The sequence below is a fragment of the Pantoea sp. C8B4 genome, assembly GCF_051336905.1.
Classification (GTDB): domain Bacteria; phylum Pseudomonadota; class Gammaproteobacteria; order Enterobacterales; family Enterobacteriaceae; genus Pantoea; species Pantoea rwandensis_B.
On record NZ_JBGMNK010000002.1, the window covers coordinates 294,824 to 308,302 of the forward strand.

Annotated in this window: 13 protein-coding genes; 8 read left to right on the top strand and 5 right to left on the bottom strand. The window is 55.5% G+C overall.

Annotated elements, in window-relative coordinates; genetic code table 11:
- Positions 1–139: 139 nt before the first annotated feature.
- From ftsP to parC, 3 genes are all read right to left on the bottom strand, one after another.
- Positions 140–1,567: a cell division protein FtsP gene (gene ftsP, locus ACCW76_RS04130; protein WP_038644703.1), complete on the bottom strand. Its 1,428-nt coding sequence runs from the start codon at positions 1,565–1,567 to the stop codon at positions 140–142.
- A 109-nt stretch (positions 1,568–1,676) separates the two neighbouring features.
- Positions 1,677–2,414 (bottom strand): 1-acylglycerol-3-phosphate O-acyltransferase, encoded by a 738-nt coding sequence (locus tag ACCW76_RS04135; RefSeq protein ID WP_436337835.1) that lies wholly within the window; start codon positions 2,412–2,414, stop codon positions 1,677–1,679.
- A gap of 38 nt (positions 2,415–2,452) precedes the next feature.
- Entirely contained in the window at positions 2,453–4,726 is a 2,274-nt protein-coding gene (parC, locus tag ACCW76_RS04140; RefSeq protein WP_097118135.1) for a DNA topoisomerase IV subunit A, read from the bottom strand.
- Between the two features lie 411 nt (positions 4,727–5,137).
- On the opposite strand from parC, the gene ACCW76_RS04145 reads away from it, so the two are divergent.
- The 6 genes from ACCW76_RS04145 (at position 5,138) to ACCW76_RS04170 (ending at position 10,601) form a co-directional block, all read left to right on the top strand.
- On the top strand, positions 5,138–6,700 hold the full coding sequence (locus ACCW76_RS04145; RefSeq protein ID WP_045814795.1) for a BglG family transcription antiterminator: 1,563 nt from the start codon (positions 5,138–5,140) through the stop codon (positions 6,698–6,700).
- An 18-nt stretch (positions 6,701–6,718) separates the two neighbouring features.
- A complete protein-coding gene (locus ACCW76_RS04150) occupies positions 6,719–7,189 on the top strand; it encodes a PTS sugar transporter subunit IIA (RefSeq protein ID WP_034828413.1) in 471 nt (156 codons plus the stop codon).
- Between the two features lie 24 nt (positions 7,190–7,213).
- Complete coding sequence (locus ACCW76_RS04155) at positions 7,214–7,528, top strand: PTS fructose transporter subunit IIB (RefSeq protein WP_034828411.1); 315 nt, start codon at positions 7,214–7,216, stop codon at positions 7,526–7,528.
- 11 nt (positions 7,529–7,539) lie between these two features.
- The gene (locus ACCW76_RS04160; protein ID WP_034828408.1) at positions 7,540–8,631 is read left to right on the top strand and encodes a PTS fructose transporter subunit IIC; all 1,092 of its coding nucleotides are present in this window, start codon (positions 7,540–7,542) and stop codon (positions 8,629–8,631) included.
- Between the two features lie 9 nt (positions 8,632–8,640).
- The gene (locus tag ACCW76_RS04165; protein WP_436337836.1) at positions 8,641–9,492 is read left to right on the top strand and encodes a class II fructose-bisphosphate aldolase; all 852 of its coding nucleotides are present in this window, start codon (positions 8,641–8,643) and stop codon (positions 9,490–9,492) included.
- Positions 9,493–9,737: 245 nt separating this feature from the next.
- A complete protein-coding gene (locus tag ACCW76_RS04170) occupies positions 9,738–10,601 on the top strand; it encodes a ketose-bisphosphate aldolase (protein ID WP_436337837.1) in 864 nt (287 codons plus the stop codon).
- A 96-nt stretch (positions 10,602–10,697) separates the two neighbouring features.
- Here ACCW76_RS04170 and ACCW76_RS04175 read toward each other — a convergent pair whose 3' ends face one another.
- Positions 10,698–11,462, bottom strand: coding sequence for a transporter substrate-binding domain-containing protein (locus tag ACCW76_RS04175; RefSeq protein ID WP_045831819.1), 765 nt, complete (start codon positions 11,460–11,462; stop codon positions 10,698–10,700).
- A 163-nt stretch (positions 11,463–11,625) separates the two neighbouring features.
- Between ACCW76_RS04175 and ACCW76_RS04180 the strand changes: the two genes are divergently transcribed.
- A complete protein-coding gene (locus ACCW76_RS04180) occupies positions 11,626–12,207 on the top strand; it encodes an NAD(P)H-dependent oxidoreductase (protein ID WP_038644688.1) in 582 nt (193 codons plus the stop codon).
- 31 nt (positions 12,208–12,238) lie between these two features.
- Positions 12,239–12,547: a putative quinol monooxygenase gene (locus tag ACCW76_RS04185; RefSeq protein WP_436337838.1), complete on the top strand. Its 309-nt coding sequence runs from the start codon at positions 12,239–12,241 to the stop codon at positions 12,545–12,547.
- A 32-nt stretch (positions 12,548–12,579) separates the two neighbouring features.
- Here ACCW76_RS04185 and ACCW76_RS04190 read toward each other — a convergent pair whose 3' ends face one another.
- On the bottom strand, positions 12,580–13,479 hold the full coding sequence (locus tag ACCW76_RS04190; protein WP_436337839.1) for a LysR substrate-binding domain-containing protein: 900 nt from the start codon (positions 13,477–13,479) through the stop codon (positions 12,580–12,582).

The following is a 13,479-nucleotide window of genomic DNA, read 5'->3' on the forward strand; positions in this document are numbered from 1 at the left end:
GCCAGGCGGATACGGCTAGCGCGTGCTCGCCTGCGTTGGCTTCACAACAGTCGTGCGGTCATGTGCGGATCGCTATGCATCGTGACCCTGTCAATTTGACGATCTCTTGTAAGGTGCGCATCGCTGCGCACCTTTTTTCTTAAGGGACGGGATTGACCTGTAGCTGCCCCGCCGTGCCGCGATCGGCTAACTCCAGCGTTTGGCTGTAGTAGACAAACGGGAAGTGATCCGACGAACTCTGTGGGAAGCTCACCAGTAATTCGACATCACCATCCACCCACACCGTATCTTTCCAGCCGCGATCCTCGCCCATCGGCTGCGCGCCATTGACGCTCTTGATCAGGAACATCACGCCCTGAATATGCAGCGACTGCGGGCGATCGGCATGGATAATCCAGCGTTCAAAGGTGCCCTGCTGCACCGTGGTGTCGATGCGGCTCATGTCCCAAAGTGCGCCATTGATGCCCGGCACACTGTCGCCAATGCGGAATTCGCGCGTGCGCACCGCCACACCATCCAGAATCTGATCTGCTAATAAGCGCATCGGCAGATTGTCGGTAACCAGCGGCAGTAAGCCGGTCGGGCGCAGGCTCAGAACCAGCGTGTTGGCGAGAATTGAGGAAGGTTCAAACAGACCGCGCAGGCGATCCATCAGGCCCGCCGCAGTCCCTGCCGTAATCGAGACTTCATCGCCCTGCGACATATCCACCAGCACTTCACGGCGTTCACCGGGTGCCAGCGACAGCGTTTGCACCGCAACGGGCGCAGGCAGGAAGCCTTGATCGCTGGCAATCACGGTAAACGGACGATTATCCGAGAAGCTCAAATCAAAGCGACGCGCGTTCGAAGCATTCAACAGACGCAGACGCACCCAACCACGCGACACCTCGACATACGGATTCTGCACGCCGTTGACCAGCAACGTATCCCCGAGGAAACCGCCGTCTGAGGGTGGGTTATAAACCGGCGTGGCAAAGTTATCGAGACGCTTGTCCTGGATAATCAGCGGGAAGTCATCAACGCCATAGTGCTTAGGTAACGGCAGCGCTTTGCTGACGTCATCTTCAATCAGCCACATGCCCGCCAGGCCGTTGTAGACGTGTGGCGCCATACGATTTGGCGTATTGGCGTGATACCACAAAGTTGATGCACCCTGACGAACCGGCAATACCGGCGCCCAGTCAACGCCAGCTGACATCATGCGCGGCGCACCGCCCATTAAAGCGCCCGGCACCTGCAATCCGCTGACCGTCATCGCCACCGGTTCGTTGAGACGGTTGCTGTAAATCAGCTTCACATCATCGCCGCTGTAGACGCGCACCGTGGGGCCGAGGTACATGCCATTAATGCCCCAAACCGGCACTTTATTGCTATTACCGCTAAATGACCAATGGCTGCGTTGCAGCGTCAGAAAGAGCGGCTGGCCACGGCGAGATTCAAGCAGTGGCGGAACAGGAAGCGGCACATCGCCCATCGGGGCCGCAGCGTAGGCGGCATAAGGCATGCTACTGGTCGCCAGCGCAACACCGGCGGAAAGCTGAATAAACTGACGTCTGCTGCAAGACATAAAACTTCAGACCTTTTGAGCGGGGCGTGAAGACGCCGTGTCCATGTTGTTCTTGTTAGTGAGTTTTTGCTGTGATGAGCACGGGGCAGCGTTTCTGCCCCGTGGATGGCTAGAGTTTACCGTTTTTTTCGCGTTCGGCGACTTCGGCGTTCAATTCTTCCAGCTTAGCAGACATTAATTCGCGGCAGTGGGTGGCTAACTTGCGCACCGAGGTGGTTTCAAACTGCTTCGTATCCACTGGCGGCAGCATTTCAACAATCACCAGGCCGTTGTTCCAGCGATTAAGTTTCACTTTGCCGTGGGTATTCGACACCACCACAGGGATGATAGGCACACCTGCTGCCACTGCAGCGTGAAACGCACCGGTTTTAAACGGCAGTAAACCACGGCCACGGCTGCGGGTACCTTCCGGGAACATCCAGAATGAAATCTTCTTTTTATTAAACTGCTCGACCAGTTCACCGATGGTGCCATGCGCTTTGGCGCGGTTATCACGGTCAATCAGCAAATTACCGGTCAGCCAGTAGAGTTGACCAAAGAACGGGATCCACAGCAGGCTCTTTTTGCCGACGGTGACCGTGGTCGGCTGCACGATCTTCGCCGCCGTGATCATGTCGTAATTGTTCTGATGGTTGGCAATGTAAATCGCATTGCCATAGTTCTCCGCGTCAGCGGGTTTGCGCAGTTCGACTTTGACGCCAAACACCGTCGACAGGCGACCAAACATATGGCCGAACGTCGCCACATGGCGGGGATTACGCGGTGAGAACAAACACCAGATACTGCCGAAGATGCACACCAAAATCGAATAAACGATAACAATAATCGTGCGTAAAATTAGTAACATAGCTTCCTCAAGTTGGGCAATCCATTGCCTGGTCAGTCTTATTCTTCGCTACTGGCGTCACTTTTCGGGCGCGCTGGCGCGTTCACTTCAACGCTATCAATGCGCTGCAGGCCACGCGACACGCTGCCACGACGACCGCGATCGGCACGCACTTTTTGCAGATCCTCATCACGCATGATCAGCTTACGTTTGCCGACATACAGAGTGATCGAACTGCCCGGCGGCAGAATCAGCAACCACTGCAGCTTATCCACGCCCGCAGCGGCATCCGCTGATGGAATAGAGATGATTTTATTACCTTTGCCTTTCGACATCTGTGGCAGATCGCCCACCGGGAACATCAACATACGTCCGGCCTGGGTAATCGCCAGCAGCATATCATCGCCCGAATGCACCGCCATTGGCGTCATCACTTTGGCATTGTCTGGCAACGTTAGCAGCGCTTTACCGGCGCGGTTGCGCGAAATCAAATCGGCAAAGGTACAGATAAAGCCGTAACCCGCATCGGAGGCCATCAACAGTTTCTGGTCGTCCGCTTCCATCAGCACCTGTTCAAACGCGGCACCTGGCGGTGGCGTCAGTTTGCCGGTTAGCGGCTCGCCCTGCCCGCGCGCCGACGGCAACGAGGTCGGGTCCAGCGTATAGCTACGGCCGGTGGAGTCGATAAAGGCCACTGGCTGATTGCTCTTACCGCGGGCGGCGGCGAGGTAACTGTCACCGGCTTTGTAGCTGAGACCGGTTGGATCGATATCGTGCCCTTTGGCGCTGCGCACCCAGCCCATCTGCGACAGCACAATCGTCACCGGCTCGGCACTCACCAGCTCGGTTTCGCTCAGCGCTTTAGCTTCTTCACGCTCATGCAGCGGCGAACGGCGATCGTCACCGTAGGTCTGGCTGTCTGCCAGCAGCTCTTTCTTCAGCAGGTTGCTCATCTTGCGTTCGGACGCCAGAATCGCCTGCAGCTGATCGCGCTCTTTCTCCAGCTCCGCCTGCTCACCGCGAATCTTCATCTCTTCCAGTTTGGCGAGATGGCGCAGTTTCAGTTCCAGAATGGATTCGGCTTGCGTATCGCTGAGTTCAAAGCGCGACATCAGTACTTGCTTAGGCTCGTCCTCGGTACGAATGATGTGAATCACTTCATCAATGTTGAGGAACGCCACCAGCAAACCTTCGAGGATATGCAGGCGGCGCAGCACGCGCTCTAAACGATAGTTCAGGCGGCGCGTCACGGTATCGCGACGGTACACCAGCCATTCAGACAGGATCTCCAGCAGGTTTTTCACCGCCGGACGGTTATCCAGTCCGATCATATTCAGGTTAACGCGATAGCTCTTTTCCAGATCGGTGGTGGCAAACAGATGATTCATCACCTGCTCCACATCCACGCGATTGGAGCGCGGCACAATCACCAGACGCGTGGGATTCTCATGGTTGGATTCATCACGCAGATCTTCCACCATCGGCAGCTTTTTATTGCGCATCTGGTTGGCGATCTGCTCCAGCACGCGCGCACCGGAAACCTGGTGCGGCAGTGCGGTGATCACCACATCGCCGTCTTCTTTCTTCCATACCGCGCGCTGACGGATCGAACCGCGCCCGCTTTGGTAGATTTTGCGGATCTCGCTGCGCGGCGTGATGATCTCGGCTTCGGTCGGATAATCCGGGCCCTGCACAATATCCAGCAACTCATCCAGCGTGGTGTTGGGTTTGTCGATCAGCTTCACCGCCGCTTCCGCCACTTCACGCAGGTTGTGCGGAGGAATATCGGTGGCCATGCCCACGGCGATACCGGTGGTGCCGTTCAGCAGGATGTTCGGCAGACGCGCCGGCAACATCTTAGGCTCCTGCATGGTGCCGTCGAAGTTGGGGATATAATCCACCGTGCCTTGTCCCAGCTCGCCCAGCAAAATCTCGGCATATTTGGATAGGCGTGATTCGGTGTAACGCATCGCGGCGAAGGATTTGGGATCGTCCGGTGCACCCCAGTTACCCTGACCATCCACCAGCGGATAGCGATAGGAGAACGGCTGCGCCATCAATACCATCGCTTCATAGCAGGCGCTGTCGCCGTGCGGATGGTATTTACCTAATACGTCACCCACGGTACGGGCAGATTTTTTGAATTTGGCGCTGGCGTTGAGGCCCAGTTCCGACATCGCGTAAACAATACGACGCTGCACCGGTTTCAGACCATCGCCGATATACGGCAGTGCGCGGTCCATGATCACGTACATGGAGTAGTTCAGGTACGCGTTTTCCGTAAATTTGTGCAGGGCAAGACGCTCTGCACCATCCTGCGTCAATTCGCTCATTAAGCTCGCATCCTCACTTCGTGGCCCGCAACGGCGGGGCATCCGGCGCTCATTTGGCGAGGATAGTACCTTATTCGTGCGAGTTAGTCACAGGGAAGCCAATGACCGCAGGCAGAATCGTATGGCATTAAATAACGTGATATCGGTTGGAAAATGAAAAAGGAATGAGAGCAATATCACAATTAATATCCCAATTAATATGTGAGCAGGATCGCAATTAATTATTAACGATTTCAGGTGTATTAAAGCTGTCCGTAATCATGGACAACATTTAGTATTGTTGCTTACACCGTCCTTTCCTAAATTTATACTCCATAAGACATCAATATTGCGCTCCTGATTTCTGGCATGAAGAAATAGATAACGAGGAAATAATCTTAAAAACGCTTTGCCAAAATAAAGGGTGACCGAATGCAAATACTGACTTCGCGACAACACCGTTTAGTCAAACTGCTGTTGCAACATGCTGCACCGCAGCCGATCAGAGAATTAGCCCTACAATTGGGCGTGTCAGAAAAGACGATTCAGCGCGACTTGCAGTGGCTGGAAAGCTGGCTCGGTAGCTGGTCACTGACACTGGAGAAAACCCCAGGCCGCGGCGTGCGTTTGCGGGTTGATGATATCCAGCAGCGCCTGCAACTGGAGCAGCAACTCAATGGCGATGAAAGCAGTGCCGATGCGCTGGGGCAAAACAGCCGCAGAGTAAAAATTGCCTCGCAGTTGCTGAGTGACGCGCCGCGTGCAACCTCTATCAGTAAGTTGTCGGAACGCTATTTTATTAGCCACGCCTCGATTGTGAATGACCTGAAGGTGATTGAAGAGTGGCTGCAGCCGCTGGGTTTGACGCTGCAACGTGGGCCCGGTGGCACCCATATCGAAGGCAACGAGCAGGCGCTGCGTCAGGCAATGGTCTCCCTGATCAATGATGTGATGCAGCAAAACGTTGCCGGTACGCCGCTGTTGCCGCGTCTCGATCCAGGCAGCCAGCAGGCACTGGTGCATTATTTTGGCGATGAGGATGTGGCTTTTGTGCAGACGCTGCTGCAACAGATGGAGCAGCAACTCAGTTACCCGCTAGGCGATGCCTGGTATCTGAATCTCTGCACCCATATTCTGATCATGATGCACCGCATGGCGCAGGGGAATGCGCTGGCACTGGCCACTCTGGCCACAATGCAGGATCTCGATCAGCGCATTTTACTGATTGCCCAGCAAATGGTGACGCAGATTGAACAGCGGATGTGCTGCGCCCTGCCCGCCGATGAAGTGGGTTTTATTTATCAATATATTGTGTCATCCGGCATTGTGGTGGAAGAGCGCGGCGATAATGCGCCGATGCATAATCAATTCTCCACCGCAGAGTCCGTAAAAATAACCTGTGAATTAATTGATCGTTTCGCAGCCTTTATTCAGCAAGATTTAGCGCAGGACCGATTATTATTTGACGGCTTACTGGTACATATAAAGCCACTATTAAATCGACTCAAATATCACATTCATATTCGCAATCCGCTGCTGGAGGATATTCAGCAGGAAATGAAGGGCATATTTTCGTTAACGCAACAGGCGATGCAATTGACCGCTCGCACTTATGGGCTTTCGCCAGTGGCTGACGACGAAATCGGTTATCTCTGCGTGCATTTCCAGGCCGCGCTGGAGCGGCAAATTGCCCATAAACGCATTCTGGTGGTGTGTTCCAGCGGCGTGGGGACATCGCATCTGCTGAAGAGCCGCATCTTGCGGGCGTTCCCTGACTGGGAAATTGCCGGTGTGGTCTCCGCCAGCAATCACGCCGCGTTTTGTCAGAACCAGACGGTGGATTTAGTGATCACCACTATCCATCTCAACGCCGGGCCTATTCCGGCAGTGTATGTGAGTGCATTTTTTAACGATGACGATATCCGGCGGGTGACTGACGCCATGATTGGCAGCCAGCTGCCGGACGGCGCGCACTGCGCGTTGGCTGAACATTAATTGAATGAGGTAAAACCCATGGACATTTCCCGCATTCTGACGCCACGCCGCGTTAACCTGGCGCTCACCGCCACCACCAAAGAAGAAGTGATCAACGAACTGACCGATCTGCTGTATCAGGACGGCGCCATCACCGATCGCGCAGCCTTTATTGAAGATGTCTGGCTGCGTGAAGCTGAAGGCTCAACCGGGTTCGAAAACCACGTTGCCATTCCGCACGGCAAGTCTTCCGCCGTCCAACACACCACATTAGCCATTGGTCGTACCCAACAGGATATCCCCTGGGAAACGCTCGATGGCAGCCAGGTGCGCTGCATCATCCTGTTCGCGGTACGACTGGAAGATCAGAACACCACCCATATTCGCCTGTTGTCGCAGGTGGCCAGCGCGCTGGCCGATGATGAGGTGATTGCCCAACTGCTGGTGGAAAACGACCCCAGCAATATCATCCGGCTGTTTAGCCAGTACGCCGAAACCGACCTCTGTTAATCCCCTAACTCTTTGAGGTGAAACATGAATATCGTCTGTGTAGCGGCCTGCACCGCAGGCATCGCGCATACCTATATTGCGCGTGAAAAACTGATCAAAGGCGCTCATGCACTAGGCCACACCATCCACGTTGAAACCCAGGGCACCATTGGCACTGAAACCGCGCTAACGCGTGAAGACATCGCCGCCGCTGACGTAGTGATCCTCGCCATTGATGTGAAGATCAACGGCGAAGAACGTTTCCAGGGCAAACCCATTGTGCGAGTGAAAACCGAAGTGGTGATCAAGTCACCGGTGAAATTCCTCGAAAAAGTGGCGGATTCACTGGCGCGTGCCTGAGGAGATCCATCATGAACGACAACAAACGTCAGTACGGACAAGAGATTAAAGGTCATCTGCTCACCGGGATCTCCTGGATGATCCCGCTGATCGTCGCCGCCGGGATCTGTATCGCACTCGGCCAGGTGATTGGCGGGCCGGATGTCGGCAAGCAAACCGGCACTATCGCCTGGATGCTGAATCAGATCGGCGGCTGGGGCATGGGCTTGATCGTGCCGCTGATCAGCGCGGCGATTGCCTACTCGATCGCCGATCGTCCCGGCTTTGCGCCAGGTTTGATCGTCGGCTTCATCTGCGGGCAGATCGGCACCGGTTTTATCGGCGGTATGCTCGGCGGCTTCCTGGTGGGTTACACGGTATTGCTGTTGCGCCGCACCATTAAGCTGCCGCAGTCGATGCAGGGGTTGATGCCGATTATGGTGCTGCCGGTGTTGAGTACCATCATCGCCGGGCTGTTGATGATGACCTTTATTGGCCAGCCGATTGTCTGGCTGCAGAAGGCGCTGATTCATCTGCTGGAATCGATGCAGGGCGGATCGAAGTTTGTGCTGGGTGCGGTGCTGGGCGCGATGGCGACCTTTGACTTCGGCGGCCCCATCAACAAGACCATGTCGCTGTTCGCCGACGGCATGCTGGTCGACGGAATTTATGGCCCGGAAGCAGTGAAGTTTGTCGGCTCAATGATTCCACCGTTTGGCATCACGCTGTCGTATCTGCTGACGCGCCATAAGTACACCAAAGCGGAGAAAGAGGCGCTGAAAGCCGCCTTCCCGATGGGTATCTGCATGATTACCGAAGGGGTGATTCCGATTGCGGCGCGTGACCTGCTGCGTGTGGTCGGCAGCTGCGTGGTGGCCTCTGCCATCGCCGGTGGGCTGATTATGGTGTGGGGCGTGGAAGCACCGGTGCCGCACGGCGGGATGTTTGTGGTGCCGCTGTTCACCAAACCCCTGATGTTCTGTCTGGCGCTGGGAATCGGCACCGTGGTGTGCGGCGTGATGCTGTCGCTGATGAAAAAACCGGTAACGCAGGCAGATGAAGAGTTCGATGACGTGGAAGCCCCTGGCGTCCGCGACGAAGAGATCAAATTCACACTGGAATAAGGAGCCACCATGTTTGCCATGATGAATGACCTGATTCAGGCCGCCGCTAAGCAGCAGTATGCCGTGCTGGCGATCAACTGCTTCAACCTTGAAACCGCGCGGGCGGCGATTCAGGCCGCCGAGCAACAGCGCGCACCGCTGATATTAAATGTCTATCAGGGCCACAGCACGCACTTCCCACCTGCCGTCGCGGTGCCGCTGGTGCAGGCACTGGCGAATGCCTCCACGGTACCCGTTGCGCTGGCGCTTGACCACGGCAAGGCCTTTCCGCTGATTGGCCAGGCATTTCGCGCCGGATTTACCGGCCTGATGATCGATGCCTCTGCCGATCCGCTGGCCGATAATATCCGCCAGACCGCAGCGGTAGTGAAGATGGCGCACACCGCTGGCGTTTGCGTCGAAGGCGAGTTAGGGCATATCGCCGATGCACCCACCTATGAGCTGGCGGATGCGTCGGTGAAGATGACGCAGGTTGCTGACGTGCTGCCGTTTATTGAGCAAACCGATATTGATTTGCTGGCGATTTCGGTGGGCACCGCGCACGGGCTCTATCCGGCTGGCGTGAAGCCGAAGATTGATTTCCAGCGCTTGCAGGAGCTGCATGCGGTCTCAACACGCCCATTGGCACTGCATGGCGGTTCGGGCACACCCGCCGAGGATATTCGCCGCGTCAGTCAGCATGGTGTGGCGAAGATTAACGTCGGCGCCGCAGTGTTTGATGCCGGTAAAAACGCGGTTGAGCAGGCGCTGAAACAGCATCCGCACGCGGAACTGGCCGATCTGCTTGGGCTGATGGAATCCGCCTGCCGTGAAGTGGTGATTGAGTATCTGAGCTGGTCGGGTTCGGCTGGCAAAGCATAGGGCGCGGACGCCATAAATGGCACCCCTACGGGGCCCCGTAGGGTACGCGTGGAAAAGAACACTCGTGATTTGACGCATTAACACGCACCTGAAAAGCCGCTTCGATCATCGCGATGTAAAGCAGCGGCAAGATACAGCGCGATAAGTCGCGCAGCAACAGGATGCAGAAGCATTTCCCTTTTTATCCATCATCGGGTCGGCGCACGCGTCGGCTCTGGTAAAACTCACGTTGAGGAAATATTAACATGTTGATTTCTATGAAAGAGATGTTGGCACCGACTCGTGAACACCGCTTCGCCATCGGCGCATTTAACGTAGCAGACAGCTGCTTTATTCGTGCTGTGGTGGAGGAAGCCGAGGCCACCAATACTCCGGCGATCATCTCGATTCACCCGAGTGAGTTGGAGTTCGTCACCGATGAATTCTTTGGCTATGTGCGTGAACGTACGCTGAAAAGCAAAGTGCCCTTCACCATTCACCTTGACCACGGCGCATCGATTGCGCAGGTGCTGCGCGCCATCCAGTGTGGATTTACGTCGGTGATGATCGATGGATCGCTGCTGCCGTACGAAGAGAACGTGGCGCTGACCAAAGAGGTGGTGAAGCTGGCGCATTCGGTAGGCGTGTCAGTGGAAGGTGAACTCGGCACCATTGGCGATACCGGCACCACCGTGGAAGGCGGCGTCAGCAAAGTGATCTATACCGAACCGGCGCAGGCAGAAGATTTTATCCAGCGCACCAGCGTCGATACCCTGGCGGTAGCGATTGGCACCGCGCACGGTATCTATCCAAAAGATATGAAGCCGGAACTGCAGATGCATATTCTGAGAGATATTGCTCAGCGCACCGATATTCCGCTGGTGCTGCACGGGGGTTCTGCTAACCCGGATGCGGAGATTGCTGAAGCGGTGACCCTCGGCGTGGGCAAAATCAATATTTCCAGCGATATGAAGTACGCCTACTTCGCCAAACTGCGCGAAATTCTGGCGCGTGAAACCTGGTGGGATCCCAACGTGATTTATCCGGAAGCCATTACTGCCGCCAAAGCAGTGATTCGCTACAAGATGAATCTGTTTGGTGGATTGGGTAAAGCGAGTTTGTATCGCTGAGGACAGTAAGGGGGCAACCGCGCCCCTATAACCTGACGTAATCCATCGCGCCGCTATCGCCATGAAGGGTAGCGGCACGCTTCCGTCTGGAAGATCTTACTTAATCACACCCAGCCACTGCGAGGCGATCTGCGCATATTCGCCGGTGGCGGTGCTGAGATGCAGCCACTGATCGACATACAGTTTCCAGCTCATATCATCACGCGGAATCATGTAGGCTTTTTCACCATACTGCATCGGCTTATCCGGATTGATGGCGCACAGCGTCGGGTAGTGCTTCATCTGGAACAATGCTTCGGACGCATCGGTGATCATCACATCGGCTTTCTTATCCACCAGCTGCTGGAAAATACCGACGTTATCGGCCAGTTGCAGCGTCGACTGCGGCAAGTGGCTGTGCACAAAGGCCTCATTGGTACCACCAGCCGGTTCAATCACCCGCACGCTCGGCTTGTTGATCTGCGCGACGGTTTGGTATTTGTCTTTATCATCACAGCGCACCAGCGGGATCTTGCCATCCACACCCAGCGGCTCGGCAAACCAGGCAATCTGCTGACGTTTTAAGGTCACGGACACGCCACCCAGCGCGATATCACACTGCTTCGCCACGAAATCGTCACTCATGGTTTTCCAGGTCGTTGGCACCCACTGCACTTTGGCGCCCAGACTTGCCGCCAGTGACTGCGCCATGCTGATATCCAGCCCTTCATACTGCCCATCGCTGCGCAGATAGCTGTAAGGCTTGTAGTCGCCCGTGGTACAGACTTTCAGGGTTTTACTGCTACGAATTTCGTCGAGGTGGGATTGCGCCGACGCAGCGCCACTCACCAGAAGTAATGCACTCAGTATCGCGGTTTTCATGATTTCTTCTTTTTTATGTTGATGTCGGTTTGCGCGCGGATTGTTGCATAGCCCTGCGCATTGTTGCTTTATTAGCAAAAGTCTTGTGATCAATCACGCATTTTTTTGTTCCGCCTGCGCGCGTAGAGTGTGCGCCATCAACGGGAAACAGAGCGAATCATCCATGAGCAATATTTTAATCATCGACGGCGGAAAAACCTTTGCCCACTCGAAAGGCGAACTGAACCATACCCTCACTGAGGTGGCGGCCAGCCAATTGCGCGATCTGGGCCATAACGTGGTGGTCACCCTTGCCGACAGCGACTACAACGTGGCAGAGGAAGTGCAGAAATATCTCGACAGCGATGTGGTGATCTATCAAATGCCTGGCTGGTGGATGGGCGAGCCGTGGACGGTGAAAAAATACATTGATGACGTGTTCACTGAAGGTCATGGCTCACTGTATGCCAGCGATGGCCGTACGCGCAGCGACGCGGGCAAAAAGTACGGTTCTGGCGGTTTGATTCAGGGCAAAAAATACATGCTGTCGCTGACGTGGAATGCGCCGCTGGAGGCGTTTACCGATCCTGAGCAGTTCTTTGAAGGCGTGGGCGTGGACGGTCTCTATCTGCACTTCCACAAAGCCAACCAGTTCCTCGGTATGGAAGGTTTACCGACCTTTATCTGTAACGATGTGATCAAGATGCCGGACGTGCCGCGCGATATCGAACGTTATCGGACTCATCTCAGCCAGATTTTTGCTTAACTGTAAGCACACCGGGAAAAGAGGAAGCGCTATGTTAACCGTCGTTGCAGAAATTTGCGTCAAGCCAGGCCGCCGTCATGTGGTGCTGGATGCCATCAAGACACTGATCCCTACCGTGCTGGAAGAGGAGGGTTGCCACCAATACGACGCGCTGGTTGACCATCAGGCGCAGGTGCCGTGGAAGCAGAATTCACCGGATTCGATCTTTATGCTGGAGCAGTGGGAATCACTGCGCCATCTTGAGCAGCATCAGCAGATGCCGCACATGGACGCGCATCGCGCCACGATCAAAGATGATGTGGTGGACGTGAAAATCCTGGTGTTAGAGCCAGCGCGTTAATCGCCCAAGCCTCTGCCTATGCAGGGGCTTTTTTATAACAGGCGATCTTGCTCTATCTTCTCGCGCAGAAAATCGAGAAAACAGGTAATGCGCGAGGTAAGAGACTGGTTGCGGTAATACACGGCGTGAATCGGCAGACGCCATTCGCGCGTTTCCTGCTCCAGCACCTGCACTAAATCGCCCCGCTCGCGATCTTTACGGCTGACAAAATCAGACAAGCGTGCAATACCCTGCCCTGCCAGCGCCAGTTGACGTAAGGTTTCTCCGCTGGAGGCCGACAGGGTCGGCTTAATTTGTAAGAACTCACCTTCACGCTGCCACACTGGCCAGACGTTATGCGCATCCAGCTGGCTGAATCCCAAAAGCTGATGGGCTGACAACGCCTCAACCGTTTCAGGCTCGCCATGCTGTTGCAGATAAGCCGGGCTCGCCACTAAGCGCGTCGCGCTGCTGCCCAGCACGCGGGCACGCAGCGTAGAATCACGCAACTCCCCGACGCGAATCGCGATATCGGTCTGCTGCTCCAGCAAATCGATCATGATGTCGTCGGTGTTCAACTCCAGCTGTATCAGCGGGTAGCGCTGTCGGAACTCGGCCACCAGCGGCATAATCACATGCAGCATAAAGGGTGCGTTGGCATTGATGCGCAATCTGCCGGAGGGAATATCGCGGCGCTGGGCAATCTGCTCTTCCGCCAGTTCTACCGACGAGAGGATCTGGCGCGCATGATCGAGGAAGATTAACCCTTCCTCAGTGAGGGCGAGACGCCGCGTGGTGCGGTGCATCAGGGTGGTTTGTAATTTGCTTTCCAGCCGACTCAGCGCCCGGCTGATACCAGAACTGGTTTGATCGAGTTGCTCGGCCGCCGCCGTGATTGAGCCAGTATCCACCACCGCCACCCAGGCGCGCAGTTCTTCCAGTGTGATTTTCAC